Annotated in this window: 14 protein-coding genes, 1 tRNA gene and 1 pseudogene; 4 read left to right on the forward strand and 12 right to left on the reverse strand. The window is 58.4% G+C overall.

Going from position 1 to position 14803, the window contains the following annotated elements:
* Window positions 1-8 precede the first annotated feature (8 nt).
* Window positions 9-122, reverse strand: a pseudogene (locus DF196_RS14175) (zinc-ribbon domain-containing protein); the annotation flags it as partial.
* Between the two features lie 32 nt (window positions 123-154).
* On the opposite strand from DF196_RS14175, the gene DF196_RS03060 reads away from it, so the two are divergent.
* A complete protein-coding gene (locus tag DF196_RS03060; RefSeq protein ID WP_109056441.1) occupies window positions 155-433 on the forward strand; it encodes a helix-turn-helix domain-containing protein in 279 nt (92 codons plus the stop codon).
* A gap of 335 nt (window positions 434-768) precedes the next feature.
* On the opposite strand, the gene DF196_RS03065 is transcribed toward DF196_RS03060, so the two are convergent.
* From DF196_RS03065 to DF196_RS03080, 4 genes are all read right to left on the reverse strand, one after another.
* A complete protein-coding gene (locus DF196_RS03065) occupies window positions 769-2424 on the reverse strand; it encodes a hypothetical protein (RefSeq protein ID WP_109056421.1) in 1656 nt (551 codons plus the stop codon).
* Complete coding sequence (locus tag DF196_RS03070; protein WP_338323316.1) at window positions 2421-2624, reverse strand: helix-turn-helix domain-containing protein; 204 nt, start codon at window positions 2622-2624, stop codon at window positions 2421-2423. Before DF196_RS03070 ends, DF196_RS03065 begins: the two co-directional genes overlap by 4 nt.
* Before the next feature lie 298 nt (window positions 2625-2922).
* On the reverse strand, window positions 2923-4308 hold the full coding sequence (locus DF196_RS03075; RefSeq protein ID WP_109056422.1) for a tyrosine-type recombinase/integrase: 1386 nt from the start codon (window positions 4306-4308) through the stop codon (window positions 2923-2925).
* A 248-nt stretch (window positions 4309-4556) separates the two neighbouring features.
* Window positions 4557-4641: transfer RNA gene (locus DF196_RS03080), tRNA-Ser, on the reverse strand.
* A 189-nt stretch (window positions 4642-4830) separates the two neighbouring features.
* Here DF196_RS03080 and DF196_RS03085 point away from each other — a divergent pair.
* Genes DF196_RS03085 through DF196_RS14250 form a run of 3 tightly spaced genes read left to right on the forward strand, consistent with a single transcriptional unit; the run spans window position 4831 to window position 5899 of the window.
* Window positions 4831-5361 (forward strand): helix-turn-helix domain-containing protein, encoded by a 531-nt coding sequence (locus DF196_RS03085; protein ID WP_109056423.1) that lies wholly within the window; start codon window positions 4831-4833, stop codon window positions 5359-5361.
* Window positions 5342-5614: a PIN domain-containing protein gene (locus DF196_RS13785; protein WP_241519559.1), complete on the forward strand. Its 273-nt coding sequence runs from the start codon at window positions 5342-5344 to the stop codon at window positions 5612-5614. The genes DF196_RS03085 and DF196_RS13785 overlap by 20 nt, the downstream gene beginning before the upstream one ends.
* A 42-nt stretch (window positions 5615-5656) precedes the next feature.
* Window positions 5657-5899: a VapC50 family PIN domain-containing toxin gene (locus DF196_RS14250; RefSeq protein WP_476552003.1), complete on the forward strand. Its 243-nt coding sequence runs from the start codon at window positions 5657-5659 to the stop codon at window positions 5897-5899.
* Between the two features lie 58 nt (window positions 5900-5957).
* Here DF196_RS14250 and DF196_RS03095 read toward each other — a convergent pair whose 3' ends face one another.
* The 7 genes from DF196_RS03095 to DF196_RS03125 form a co-directional block, all read right to left on the reverse strand.
* Window positions 5958-6704, reverse strand: coding sequence for an HNH endonuclease family protein (locus DF196_RS03095; protein ID WP_170114962.1), 747 nt, complete (start codon window positions 6702-6704; stop codon window positions 5958-5960).
* Window positions 6705-6707: 3 nt separating this feature from the next.
* A complete protein-coding gene (locus tag DF196_RS03100; RefSeq protein ID WP_109056425.1) occupies window positions 6708-7577 on the reverse strand; it encodes an aldo/keto reductase in 870 nt (289 codons plus the stop codon).
* Between the two features lie 46 nt (window positions 7578-7623).
* Complete coding sequence (locus tag DF196_RS03105; protein ID WP_170114964.1) at window positions 7624-8673, reverse strand: LacI family DNA-binding transcriptional regulator; 1050 nt, start codon at window positions 8671-8673, stop codon at window positions 7624-7626.
* 173 nt (window positions 8674-8846) lie between these two features.
* A complete protein-coding gene (locus DF196_RS03110; protein WP_109056427.1) occupies window positions 8847-10985 on the reverse strand; it encodes a beta-galactosidase in 2139 nt (712 codons plus the stop codon).
* Window positions 10986-11079: 94 nt separating this feature from the next.
* Window positions 11080-12084 carry a carbohydrate ABC transporter permease gene (locus DF196_RS03115; protein ID WP_109056428.1) on the reverse strand — a complete coding sequence of 335 codons (1005 nt, stop codon included), beginning with the start codon at window positions 12082-12084 and terminating at the stop codon, window positions 11080-11082.
* Between the two features lie 61 nt (window positions 12085-12145).
* Complete coding sequence (locus tag DF196_RS03120) at window positions 12146-13081, reverse strand: carbohydrate ABC transporter permease (protein ID WP_109056429.1); 936 nt, start codon at window positions 13079-13081, stop codon at window positions 12146-12148.
* Between the two features lie 96 nt (window positions 13082-13177).
* Window positions 13178-14533, reverse strand: a complete 1356-nt coding sequence (locus DF196_RS03125; protein WP_109056430.1) for an ABC transporter substrate-binding protein — start codon at window positions 14531-14533, stop codon at window positions 13178-13180.
* Window positions 14534-14803 lie beyond the last annotated feature (270 nt).

Consider the following 14803-nt stretch of genomic DNA (forward strand, 5'->3'; position numbering starts at 1 on the left):
AGATTTCTCCCGCACTTCACGCAGAATGCAGCATCTTCTGGCAGCTTTGCCCCACAGAATCGGCAGTACATGGTTCTCACCCAATCCCTTTCACCCTTATATTGCCATATATAGGAGGCCATATACAAAACCGTCTGGCCCTATCTTGTGGCGCATGCCGCGCAATACACCCACAGGTTCATGGAACCAATATGCACAGGAACTGGGCCTTAATATGCAGCGGCTACGAGTGGCCCATAATTTCTCGCAGGAACACGTTGCCTACGAAGCCGGTCTCAGCCGATACACCTACCAGAAATTCGAGAAGGGCGAATCCATGCCGGGAACACCAGCAAACCCCAGCCTGAGGAACATCATGGCCATCGCCCAAGTTCTTAACGTCACTCTGGATGAACTGTTACCTGAGCCTTGGCCTGATTTGCATGCCCGTTAATCAATAACACGTATGACACCGTTGTTCTCCGTGCACCATAGACTCGATACCGTTTCACGGTATATCTGAGGAATATGGCGCATGGTTCAGTCGAGACCACGGTCCTCGGCATCCTTGGCGTTCCTCAAGTCGAATCAACTAATTTAAGAACTCACGCGAGATAAGACTCGACCGGCTCGCAACATTTTGTTGATGCGTGACAAAGTAGAAGCATCTGTATACCCGTATACTTTGTATACTTGCCCCTCTATCTCATCAATATATGTCTGAGACAGAATGACGATTCATCTCAACCGTGAGGCGAGTATACAAGGTATACGGGTATATGTCAGGATTTATTCTTCTGAGGACAGTCTCCAGACCGACTTGGCGATGCTGTCACCTTGCTCCACCAACTCCAACCTTCGATCTGCATGCAGTCGCTCAATAGCCGCGTACACGCCTTTCCTCCATTTGTCATTTACCCCTCGAGAGATGGCCATTCCAGATAATCCCTTTTGACGATTCTTAAGACGATGAATGACCTTGTCTTCCGTTTCCAGCAAGTGAAGCTCACTCATATCTACGTCAGCGGCCTTTTTGGCAAGCTGTCCATCGCGAATCTTCTTGACACGACGTTCCTGTTCCAATCGGTCACTTTCTTCCAGACAGAAATCACGCGCACGGTCGGACATCAGCATGAATGTTCCCGCAAGAGTCCAATCCTTTGCCGTGACATTGCACTTCCGCTTCAAATCGCGTGAATCCAAGATGCAGAAGAGTGCCGCCACTTTGGCCTGAAGCTCAAGTCGATGAGCATCAAGCTCATGAATCCTCCCATGCACCCCTTCCAGCTGCATACGGTCAGCCTGCTTCTTGGCACTGGAGGGGAACGTCATCTCCATGAGGGGGTACTGCTTATCAGGATCGATAAGCGATTCCCTGTCTCCTACCTGCAGCAGGTCAAGAAGACCAGCAAAGAGGCCTACGCTGTCAAATCTGGTCAAATCACACGTCCACTGATCTTTCGGCATCAGCGGACGCTGAACCGGTGCAGCAGTATCGATCGCGTTCACAAAGATGAATCGGCTGGCAAAGCCCACACTGGAATTGTCGAATATGACATGAGACTCCGATGGCTGAACACCAAGAATGGAACTCAGCCTGTATGAGTAGGGCGGCAACACAACCGAGCTTGACTTAGCTCTCGTCTCAGCACCGATGTACTCGTTGCTGAATGCCTGAAGCAAGGTCGTCAGCATGGTCGAGCCATCCGTCTTGAACGAAGCGCCTAGGGCATTGACCTCAGTCTGCACCAGCTCCACTCGATCAGTACGGATTTCCGGATGATATTGTCTAGGTATCGGCTTCCCCTTATCGTCCTTGTCTTGAACCATCGACACGAACTTGGACACGATGCTTTCACCGGTCTTCGGCTTTAGTTCCAGCATCGGGTTTCCCAAGGGAAGCGGAATGAGGTTTCGAGCTGCACTCACCAGTTTGCCTTTGCCTGTTCCCGGAGCTCCCACAAGTGCCACGTTCAGGTTCAGGCTCATAGGATTGTCATAATCCGTGACCTTCAACACCACGGAAGGGCGAATCATCGAGCTGACCCTGACAAGTACCGCTCCAAGAAGACCTTCCGGACTTACTCGAATGGCACGAGCATAATCATGGACATGTCGAAGCCATGTTCGGGCATCCCAGAATCTTTTCTCGGTCACGGCATCCAGACGGAGGTTGTTCGAACCGTCATCAACTTGAATCGACGATGGCCCCTCTAAGGACGAGACGTCAACTGTCTCTGATGTTGCAGCAGACATTTCGTCACCATCATTCAGGCCGGATTCAACTTCGCCGGAAGCAACTCCAGAGAAAGCCGGCAGCACAGAACCATCAGGACCATGAGAGGAGCCATACTCCTCATCCTTCACGCGAATCTCCGCTGCGTTGGACATGGCGTCATTCTCATCTTCAGGGATGAGCTTGTCGGCATGATTGGTCATGATCATCTGCCCTCCACGTAGCTCTTAAGGCTCGCATAGGAGACCAGATAAATGCGACCGGATTTCCGGGCACGAATATACCCTTCACGGATAAGACGGTAAACACTCTTGGTGTCTTTGAAGCCCAAGAGCTCAGCCGCTTGTGCTACAGTCACGGAAAGCGGCTCAACCACTCCTATATAATCATGCATGAATTCCTCCTGCATAAAGATGAAGCGGCCAGAGGACACTTCATCAAAGTGTCAACCGCCTATCTTCAGCAGGTTCTTGCTATCCCATCACAATTTCCAAATAATTGGCCACCGCTCAAGGACTTAGTCAGTACTTTATCGCAATTATTCAATTGTCAGCGTTGATTCAGCCAATAGCGTTATTCTCGCCATTATTGGAATAAAAGGGTTTGAGGCAAAACGAATCTTGAGACATCAGCCTCTTACCCGTTCACAATGCTCGGATTATCCGCCCATATTTTTCATAGGCCCTAAATCCGCGCCACGGCAATAATCATGCCTCCTTTTCGAACAGACTGGTCATCGTCTGTATCTGCGTCTCCTTGGAGAACGATGCCAATACTCGACTACGCTTCTGCTCCTCTAAGTTGAGAAGTACCGCTGTGCGTGTATCCAAATCCATCTGCTCCAGATCCTTGACGAGCGACTGGAGCCCGTCCAACTCCCTGCCCTCACCGGGGTCGTCCCGAGAAGGCAACGGCTCCCCAAGGTCCTTTTCTGATGGCTCCACCAGCTCATCCACAAGCTGCCGGTTCACCCGCTTCATCACATCATGACGATATGAAGCGGAGACATTGTCCTGATACACCGACGCAGTAGCCATAGTGCTATGGCCGGCAACAGCCATGACGAGATTCACACTCGCACCATGCTCAACCAGACGTTGCAGGGCAGTATGACGCAGGTCGTGGAATCGAAGATCGCCCAATCCCACAGATGCCTTCGCGATACTCCAACGGTTGTTGAAGCTGTTCTCTCTCATGAAGCCATTTGAGCGGCGAGCCGGGAAAAATGGCGCAGACTTCTCCCTCCCAACGAATGAGTGAAGGTGCTCTTCAATCATCGGGCATAAGTACTCCGGAATATCCAGCACTCGGTCACTATTCGGCGTCTTGGTCGTACCCCGCACCACTTCCTTGACTCCATTGGTCTCACGTACTTTGACACTGCCGCATACATGGAGAGTCCTCTCACCCAGATTCACATCACAGCGTCTCAGAGCCAACACCTCACCAAGACGCAGTCCCATAACACCACCCAGAAAAATGGACAGGCGCAATCTTTCCGGCATGGCCTCATACAGCTTCTCCAGCTCCGCAATCTCCACGTTGACGGTTCGATGCTTCTTTGGCGGTAACGTTGCCTTGATTCTGCATGGCGAGCGCTCAATAAGAGTGTCTCCTTGAGCATTAAGGGGATCATTCTCAGCGCTCCGCATGATGCTTGAAAGCAACTCATACGCCTTGACCCTAATCGCAACAGGCTTGGCATAGCTGTCCCACCAACGCTGAACATCCTTAGGAAGGATAGACGCCACCGTCATTCCTCCAAAGAAAGGGAGAAGATGATTCTTTAGCAGCTCCTGATACTTGGTTCTCGTTGATTCCGACAACGGTTCCCCATTGCCTTTATGCCGATTAGAGACCCAAACACCAGCATATTCAGCGAACTTCATTCCCTGAGCTTCGGCTTTGGCCTTGTCGACCTCCGGCGGAGTCCAAATACCCGCAATGATCTTTCGCTGCTGCTCGGCCAACCATCCTTGAGCCTGTAATAGATCTCTGAAGGTCTGATATTGTCTTCCCGATAGTCCGCGATACTCAGAGAATGCCCACGCCGGAGTGTTGTAGCTCGCCTGATATACAACACCCGCAGCCATACGACGTTCTTTTATCTGTCCAAAACCGCTCCGCCTTGTCTTCCTCGGCACGCATCATCACCTCCATCTAACGGGGCGAGTTCCATGAGGAGACCCGATACGCCCCGCATTCCGCCCCGTTTCTTACGGTTTTTCGAGGAGCTACAAGGAACTTTAGGGGTGGAGGCCCAAAATGACAAAAACCTAGATATAGCAAGGGTTTTGCAGATAAACAAAGGGTTCCGGGGATATCCTCGGAACCCTGAAGGCGGATAAGGCGAGATTCGAACTCGCGGAGGGGTTAACCTCACACGCTTTCGAGGCGTGCTCCTTAGACCGCTCGGACACTTATCCATGTCACCAAAAGGCAACTTGTTTATTATGCCACAACCTATCGATCTGGCAAATCGGTGTTTCGCCAGCATCGCAAACGACCTCGATGCTATGGCACAGTTCCACTCGCCATCAATCATATCGACCACATGCAACCGTTTTGGTCGTTTTAGATGTTTTGGCCGATATAATAAACGAAGGAGGTGTACTATGACCGCAGAACACGAACTCACCATTCCACGCGCGATTCTTCCTTCCAAGAACATCGAAGACATGTCACTGTTGGAAGGCATCACAGCCAGACTCCTGGATGAAGAAATCTTCATCCGTGACGCGAAAGGCGTGGAATCACCGCTCCCATCGCAACTGAAGGAAGCCGTGCAACAAACCGCAATGCTTCTTTCTCAGGGGAAGAGCGTCATCATCGAATCAGCCGATCAGACTCTGTCCACGGAACAGGCTGCGGAAATTCTGGGCGTATCACGACAAACATTGATCAGAATGCTGGATCGCGGTCTCATCCCCTACTCAAGACCTTCAAAGCACCGCAAAATCAAACTTACCGATTTGTTGGAATATCAACGATCGACCAGCAGCCAAAAAAACGCTGCACTCGCCCAAATGGTTTCAGCCGGAGAATCCGACGGACTGTACGACATTCCCGAACCGTTGCCGGAAGAAGCTGCGCAAGCCATCGCATCGATAAGGAAAGAACAGTCCGATGTTGTCGGTGTTTCTTGATGCCAACATCATCTATTCCATAACGTTGACCGACGTGCTGCTGACACTGGCGGAGCATCGGCTCTTTCTGCCCCTTTGGTCGCAGAAAGTATTGGATGAGGCTCAACAAGCCGCAAGTAGAACTTTGCCGCAGGCCATGCAGCCGGCTTTTTGCCGACGTTTGGCCATTATGAATCAGGCTTTTCCGGAATCATCCATCCAAGTTTCGAAAGAGGATTGTGAACGATACAATCTTCCCGATCCCAACGACTGACATGTGCTCGCCGCAGCTCTCAACGGCGGCGCGGATTTGCTTATGACCCGCAATCTCAAAGATTTTCCCCAGCCGATTTTGGAACGATATCGAATACGGTCAACAAGTCCCGACGATTTTCTGTGTTGGCTGGCCGCACGACAGACCGATGCCGTCTTCGAGTCACTTCGCGAGCTCATCAAACTGAGACGCAATCCACCGATGGACATCATCGACTTGGGCAATCGGCTTGAGCGTTCAGGAGCCGTTCGTTTCGCGCGCCTCGTGAGGCAAGACAAACAGTAAAGCTCCGTCAAACCAAGACCGACATTAATCCCGCGGGCCATCGTTTGGCATCAAAAAGTCAGTTGTCATCCGGCACGGCTTGGCCGGGGCAGGTGTGGAGGACGGCGAGCATGGCGTCCTTTTCGGACGAGGTGACGGTGAGATGGTATTTGTCCTTGACGCCGATCTGGCGGGCCACGTAGTCACAACGGTAGTCGCCGTTGGTGGGCAGCCAGTAGGCGGCGGAGGCGGAGCCCTTCTCTTGATTGGCCGGGCCGTCCACGGCGAGTAGATTGTACTGGTCGTTGCCGAACTGGCGGCGTTCCACGGTACTCCAGTCGCGTGCGCCGGACTGCCAGGCGTTTTCGAGCGCCACCACATGGTCGATCTGGACCTTGGCGCTGGTGGTGCGGCCGCGCACGAAATGGATGGTCTTGCCGGTATACGGGTCGTCAAGGGTGCCGGAGGCGACCTCGCATGAGCCGGCGTACTTGTACTGCACATCCGTCAGGTCGCGGGCGAGCACGTCCTCACGGGCATCGCAACCGTTGCCATCCGTGTCTTCCTCACGGAAGCCGAAGGAATCACGGTCGTAGCCGGAAGCGTTCTGATTGTCGTCCACGATGAGACGATTCAGGGTGTCCGCGGCCGAACCGGTGGCCGTGTAGCCACCGGTCATACGGGCCGCCTCAGAACTGACCTGCGGCAGCATAAGGCCGACGGTCACGCCGATCACAGCGGCGAGCACCAGCAGGATCAGCACACGCTCCAATGGATTGGATGCGTTGAAACCGCGGCGGAAATGGGCATTACGACGTCGTGCCATCAATCAGGCGTAGGTGAAGGTGGCGGGGTCGTGGCCGGCGCGGGTCGGGCCGTCGAGCGCGTCGATGGCGGCGTGCTCCTCGGCGGTCAGGGCGAAACCGAACAGGTCCAGGTTCTCCTTCTGGCGCTCGGCGTGCACGGACTTGGGGATGATGATCGTGCCGTTCTCGATGTGCCAGCGCAGGATCGCCTGGGCGGGGCTCACGCCGTGGGCTTCGGCGATGCGGGCGATGGTGCCGTCGCCGGCGTTGAGGTCGGCGCCGCGGGCCATCGGCGAGTAGGCCTCCACCGCGATACCGTGCTCCTTGCAGAAGTCCACCACTTCGCGCTGCTGCCAGGTGGGGTGCAGCTCGATCTGGTTGACGGCCGGCCAGGAGCCGGTCTCCTCATGCAGTCGCTTCAGGTCGGCGGGCATGAAGTTGCACACGCCGAGCGTACGGGCAAAGCCTTCGTTGCGCAGCTTGATGAACGCCTTCCAGGTTTCGCTGCTGCGCCAGTCGAACGGGGTGGGCCAGTGGATCATGTACATGTCCACATAGTCGAGCTGGAGCTTGGTCAGGGAATCCTCGAAGGCGCGCAGGGCGGAATCGTAGCCCTGCTGGGAGTCGCGCAGCTTGGTGGTGACCCACAGGGTCTCGCGCTTGGCTCCCTTGTTGTAGCCGGTGGCGGCGAGCGCGCGGCCCACGCCGGCCTCGTTGTTGTATCCGGCGGCACCGTCGATGTGACGGTAGCCGGCTTCCAGCGCGGATTCGACGACCGGTTCGGCGCCCTCGTCGTCGATGCGCAGCACGCCCAGGCCGATCTGCGGGATGGAATGGCCGTCCTTCAGGGCGATGTCCGGCACGTTGGCGGGGTTGATGTGACCGTTGGTCATGATGCGATGCTCCTTCGTTGCTTCAACTACACGCCACTGTACACGGTTAGCGCGTGGAGGCGCGGGCGATGACCTGGGATTGGGTGGTGAGCAGTTCGGGGCTGGTGATGTCGCCGCGGATGCGTCCGAGGATGCGTTCGACGGCGGTGGGCGCGGTCCAGTCGAGCCGCGAATCCATCGTGGTGAGCGGAATCTGGAGGTAGGGAGCCTCCTCGATGTTGTCGAAGCCGATGACTTGCACCTGGGCGGGCACGTCATAACCCGAGATGCGCAATGCGGTGAGCGTGCCGATGGCCAGCTGGTCGTTCAGGGCCACCACACCATCGAACGGCACGCCGGAGTCGATGAGCTGCTGGGTCACGCGCGCGCCGGCACCGATCGTCCAGTCCTGATCGGTGGCACCGATGAGTCGAGGGTCGAGGGCGAGACCACGACGGTGCGTCTCCTCGATGACACCACGCAGACGCAACTGCGCATTGCCTTCGACGGCCTGCAGCAGGGCCGCCTCGTCGTAGGCACCACGCGCACCCACCACGGCGAGACGTGAAGAGCCGTGGTCATAGAGGTATCCGGCAGCGGTCGCCGCGGCTGCCACATCGTCCGGCGTCACATGATCGGCCACACCCCATGTGGTGCGGGCACCGACCACCACCAACGGAAAATCGACGTCCAAGTCCTCGCGGGTGATGTTCTCCACCTCGCTCATCGACAGGATCATGCCGTCAGACACGGTGGAGTTGAACTTCCGCAGCAGGTCGCGCGCGCCTTTGGCCGATCCTTCCGCGTAGGTGGTGACGTACACGGAGTAGTCATGCCGGCGGGCGGCGTCGATGATGCGGTTGGCGAGGTCGGCGAGATACGGCGGTGTGAGGGAGGGCACGGCGAGCGTGATGAAGCCGGTGTGGTTGCGGTTGAGGTTGCGGGCGGCCACGTTGACTTGGTAGCCGAGCTCCCTGATCACCTGCTCCACTTTGGCGCGGGTTTCCTCGCTCATACGGCCGGAGTCGTTGATCACGTTCGAGGCGGTTTTCAGCGAGACGCCCGCGGCCTGCGCCACATCGCGCAGCGTGACGCGCTTTTTGGTGTCCGACTTCATCCTGCTCACGCGAGGCCCTCCATATGATACGAGGCATGTGGCCGGCTCCGTCACACCAATATCGATATGACCCCATCGGACCGCCCCTCAGTCGGCTTAGCCGCCGGCTGCTCGGCAGGAGCGCCACGAAAGGGCCGTCAGTATCGGCGTAACGGAGCCTTCCGGTAACGTCGCTATTCTACCCGCCTGGTGACGAGCACGGCGTTCCGTGCCAGCGTATACCCGCCCAGGTCCGGGCCGTTCTCGCAACGATGGGCGAGCACCGGTTCTCCGGCGATGTCCTTCAGCTCGACCGGCTGCGTGGCGCGGTTGATGTAGAAGTCGAATCGGATGACACCGTCCGGCGAGCGGCGGACGGTGTGCAGGACGCGCGGGTCGGGCGCGTGCGTTGCGTCACCGTCTGTTTCGCTGTCCGTCTTGCCACTTGGCTCACCGCCGAACGCGGGTAGCAGGCCGATGAGTTGCGCGATGTCGTGACGGTCGAGGTCGCAACCTACGTAGATGCCGGTGCCAGTGCCGTACGGATGACTGGTGACGGCGGGCGTGCCGTCGAGTTCCCAATCTGCGGCTGCGGGGCCTTGGTAGGTGGCGATGATATGGGTGTCGGGAGCGACGGAGGTCACGTCGTTCTGCCACAGGCGGGTGGTCAGCCCGTTGGACAGGCGGATTTCGACAGGTTCGCCTTCGGCTTCGGGGCCGAGGATGTTGAATTCCTCGCTGCGGATGCCAAGCATGGTGCGCAGGAGTCCGTCGCCGGCACCGGGGTAGCCGCCGAGGCCGATATGGAAGCGCTCGTCAATCAGTCCGGTGGCGTAGCCGATGATCACGGTGCCGCCGGCGTGCGCGAAGTCGGCGATGCGGCGGACGTCCTCGGCGGATAGGGCGATCACGGTGGGCAGGACGATGGTTCGGTAGCCGGACCAGTCGTAGGCGAGCGGCACCACGTCGGCGCGACGGCCGACGTCCAGGAGGCCTCGGTACCAGTCGCGCACGTCGTGCCAGTGGTTGAGTTTCATACTGGGCAGGGTCTGGGAGCGGGTAGCCCATTCGGATTCGGCGCTGAACAGGATGGCCGTGTCCGCGTGCTCGAGTTCGGTGCCCTGCAGGCCGGCCTCGGACAGGGTTTCGAGGATGCCGCCGAGTTCGCACACGCCGCGGAAGACTTTGGAGTCAGCACCGGCGTGGGGCACCATCGCGGAGTGGAATGCCTCCGCGCCGAACGCGGACTGCCGCCATTGGAAGAAGTTGATGGCGTCGGCGCCCATGGCCACGTGGGCCAGGGAGTCGCGTACGAGTTCGCCGTGGCGTTTGCGGGTGTTGAGAGGCTTCCATTGGACTGCGGACGTGGAGTGTTCCATCACATACCACGGTTTGCCCAGAGCGAGGGAGTCCATGAGCGCGTCCGAGCAGGCGAGCTCGTCCAGATGGGATTCGCCCTCGTGGAAGTAGTGGTCGTTGGACACGAAGTCGATCTCGTTGGCCCACTGGGCGTAGTCCATCGTGCACTGGTCGGTGGAGACCATGAAGTTCGTGGTGAATGGCTTGCCGGGGCAGATCTCTTCGATGGCGTCGCGTTCGGCCTTGTAGAAGTCGAGGAGCATGTCGTTGCCGAAACGCTCGTAATCGAGCTGTTGGGCGGGGTTGACCATCGCGTCGCCGCCCATGTGGCGCGGCAGTTGGACTTCGCCGAAGTCGTTGACGTGCTGGGACCAGAACGCGGTGCCCCATGCCTCGTTGAGCGCCTCAATGGTGCCGTAGCGGTTCTCGCACCACCTGCGGAATGCCTTGAGGGCGTTGTCCGAATAGTCGTACCGGTTGTTCCACCCGTACTCGTTGCCCATATGCCATGCGGTGACGGTTGGGTTGTCCTTGTAGTGCTCGGCGAGCTTGCGGCACAGGCGCAGCGCGTATTCCTTGAACACCGGGCTCGTGGGCCGCCAGGACTGACGGGAGCCCGCGTTGACGGTGTGGCCGTACCGGTCGACGGGCAGGACCTCGGGATGCTTGGCGTACAGCCAGATCGGCGCGGAGGCCGTGGCCGAGGCCAGGTCCACGGCGATGCCGGCGGCTCCGAGCTTGCCGATCACCATGTCCAACCAGTCGAACGTGAACTCACCTTCGCGCGGTTCGATCTTGTCCCAGCTGAAGATGGCCAGGGCGACCGTGTTGACGTGCGCCTGCCGCATGAGACGGATGTCCTCGTCGATGACCTCGTCCGGCCACTGATCCGGGTTGTAGTCGCCGCCAAAGGCGATGCCGCGACCGGTCGAGGTCAGCAGCGCCGGCCACTTGAACGATCTGCGCTCAGTCATGGGAATCACAAGTCCTTTGGTTGTGTGGGGGGTGTTGTGGGGGTGGGTGGTTGGTCTTGGGACTGGGGATGGGATCGGCCTTTGGCCGATTCCATCACTCCTTAACCGCGCCGGCGGCCAAACCGGACTGCCAGTACTTCTGCAGGCACAGGAACGCAACCACCAGAGGAATAATCGTGATCAACGAACCCGTAATCACCAGATTCTGAATCGCCTGACCACCAGCCGTCGAAGCCTGATCCTTCCACTGGTTCAGACCAATCGTCAACGGATACCAGTTCGAATCCTTCAACATGATCAACGGCAGGAAATAGTTGTTCCACGTCGCCACAATCGTGAACAACGCCGTCGTCACGATACCCGGCGCCAACAGGGGCAACGAGATCTGGAAGAAGGTACGGAACTCGCCGGCACCATCCACGCGGGCGGCCTCCAGCAATTCGTCCGGCACGGCCTGATCGCTGAAGATCCACATCAAATACAAACCGAACGTGGACACCAGCGACGGGATGATCATGGCCCACGGGGTGTTCGTGAGGTTCAGCTTGGCGAACAGGAGGAACTGTGGCACGGCCAGGGCGATGCCGGGGACCGAAATCGCCCCGATGATGACGGCGAACACCAGCTTGCGGCCGGGGAAGCGGAACTTCGCCAGGGCGTAGCCGCCCATGATCGCCAGGAGCGTGGCGCCGCCGGCACCGACCAGCACGTACAGGATGGTGTTGATGAACCAGCGACCGAAAATGCCATCCTGGTAGGTGAACACGGTCACGATGTTGTCCCACAGGGCGAAGGTCTTGCCGAAACCAAGACCGAACGTGGAGGTGAAGTCCGCCTGCGTTTTCGTCGCGTTGATCATCAGGTAGACGAACGGGAACAGGCAGTACACCGCGAAAATCGCGCAGATCACGGTCATCACAGTCGAACGCCTCGGGTTGTTTACGTTCGCGAAACCGGACTTCTCCGCACGCTTGCGTTCGGCCTTCTCGTCGGCGGCGATGCGCTTCTGACGTTCCTTTTCGGCCTTCTTGGCGGCCTTCTCCTGGGCCCTGAGCTCGGCCTCGGTCATACGGCCGGAGGTCATGGTCGCGCTACTCATCACGCACGCTCCTTAGTGTCGGCATCAACGGATTCAACGGTCATCACTGGCATCCGGCGCATCACTTCATCTGCTCCTTCATGCTCTTGAGCTGCACCGCATACGCGATGGCCATCGTGATCACAGCCATGGTGATGGCCAGGGCGGCCGCATAGTTGGACTGGTTGCCGGTGAAGCTCAGGTTGTAGGCGTACATGTTCGGCGTGTAATACGTGGTAATCGCGTTGCCCGGAACCATATTCTGCAGGATGGAAGGCTCGTTGAACAGCTGGAACGAACCGATGATCGAGAAGATCACGGTAATGGCCAGCGAGCCGCGCAGCTCGGGGAGCTTGATCTTCTTGACGATCTGCCATTCGGAAGCGCCGTCGATGGAAGCCGCCTCGTACAACGAGTGCGGGATCGTGGACAGTGAGCTGTAGAAGATCAGCATGTTATAGCCCGTGAACTCCCAGGTGTTGATGTTGCCGATGGAGGCCAGCAGCACCGAAGGCTTAAGCACATCGATGTTCGTGCCGAAGAAGTCGTTGAACGAGCCGACCAGGCCGTACTTCGCGCCGTACACGAAGCCCCAGATCATGGTCGAGACCACCGCAGGCACCGCGTAGGGCAGGAACGTCGAGATGCGGAAGAACTTCGTGCCGTGCAGCTTCATCGAATCCAACGCGAGCGCCATCGCGGCCGCGAGGAACAGCATGATCGGCACCTGCACCACCGTGAACAGTGCCACGCGACCGACCGAGCTCCAGAACTGCTGGTCCACGAACAGGCGGGTGTAGTTCTCGAACCCGACGAACTTGGTGCCGCCGATCATCTGCTTCTTGAAGAACGAAATGTAGATGGCATACACGATCGGGATGATGAACACGAACACGAACACCACCGCGAACGGCCACATGAACTTCCAACCGCGCCAATCGGCCTTGTGCTTGTTGACGCGGGCCTCGGGCGTGTGCAGACCGGCCATCTCCGGGCTCACACCTACTGTTTGCGACATTTCCTTTTCCTTTCCGTCGGCCTTCCGGGCATGAAAAGAGCGGGGATACTGGGGAGCATCCCCGCTCCTGTTGCCTGACTCGCGCCGGCGTGAATCTTACTTGAGGGTGACGGTGTAGCCCTGCTGTTCGCCCTGCTCGGCGAGCTTCTTGCCGTAGTTCTGCAGCGCCTGCTCCAGGGTGATGTCGCCGGAGTAGGCCTTGGAGACCTCATCGCCATAGGCGGTCTGTGCGTACGGGTTGTACGGCAGGTACTGGAACTTCTCGGTCGGGCGCTGGGCCGCGGCGGAGAGCACCTCGTTCACGTTCTGGCCGCCGAAGTAGTCGTTGGTCTTCTTGTTGGCTTCGGTGGTGGGATCGGTGAAGGAGTCGGACTGCAGGATCTTCTTCAGGGACGGGAAGGTGCCGGTGTCGGCCATCGTCTGGGCGCCGTCACCGTGGGTCATGTACTCGATGAACTTGTAGGCCGCGGCCTGGTTCTTGGAGAGCTTGACAACCGCGAGCGCAGAGCCACCGTCCTCGGCGGAGACCTCCTTGCCTTCCTCCCACTGCGGCAGCTGGGACACACGCCAGTTGCCGGCCTGGTCCGGGGCGCCGGTCATGAGGTTGATCGGCATCCAGGCGCCGATGGTCAGGGAGGCGATGGTGCCGTCGTTGAGCTCACGGTTCCAGTCGTCGGACCAGTTCGGGGTCTTGGTGTCCACGAGGTCCTCGTCGATGAGCTTCTGGACGAACTTGATGTAGCGCTGCATGCCCTCGTCCTTGGTCATGTTGATGGTGATCTTCTCGCCATCGACCTTCCACGGCTGGGCGCCGGCCTGCCAGACCTGCGCGGTGAACGGCTGGTAGTCGTTGGAGGTGCCGGCCAGGTTGGTGATGTAGGAACCGGTGGCGCGGATCTTCTTGGCGGCCTCGTAGTAATCGTCCCAGGTCTTGATGGACTCGCCGTCGACGCCGGCCTTGTCGAACACGGCCTTGTTGTAGAAGAACATCTCCGGGCCGGAATCGATGGGCAGGGCGTACGGCTTGCCGTTGTACTGCAGCTTGTTCCACGGGCCGGCGGCGAAGTCGTCCGCGAGCTTGTCCGCACCGTACTCGCTCAGGTCCACGAGACCGTCGGTGACGGCGAACTGGGTGACGGTCGGGTCCTCCAGCATCACAACGTCCGGGGCGCCGTTGCCGGCGGCGATGGCGTTGGACAGAGCGGTGGAGGTCTTCTCGGCGGTACCGGTGTTGTTGAACTTCACGGTGATGCCGGGGTTGGCCTTCTCGAAGCCGGCGATGATGTCCTTCATGGAGTTGCCGGAATCCCAGCCCCAGAACACCAGCTCGGCCTTGTCAGCATCGCCCTTGTTGGCGCTGCTGTTGCCGTCCGAACCGCTGCCGCAGGCCGCGATGCTGACGAGCGTGGCCACGGCTGCAGTCGCCGCGAGAACCTTCTTGACGTTGCGCATGATTGTCTCCTCCTGGGCTGGCCGGAGTACCTTCTCCGGCGATTGCACCCCTGTTTCCTAATGCGTTTGGTGGTACAGCTGTGTACCAAACACATTTACGATGATACACCTGTGTATCAGCCTGTCAATCGGGCGTGTCGCGGACGCCGGGGCAACCGCACTTTGTGAGCGCTCACATCATTTTTGGAATCCTCGAGGTGCCTCATTTGAAAATGAGCGCGTAATCCGGAGTGGTGCCTCACCTGTGGTGAGCGTGAAATCCTAGTCCGC

The sequence above is a fragment of the Bifidobacterium callitrichidarum genome, assembly GCF_003129905.1.
Taxonomy (GTDB): domain Bacteria; phylum Actinomycetota; class Actinomycetes; order Actinomycetales; family Bifidobacteriaceae; genus Bifidobacterium; species Bifidobacterium callitrichidarum.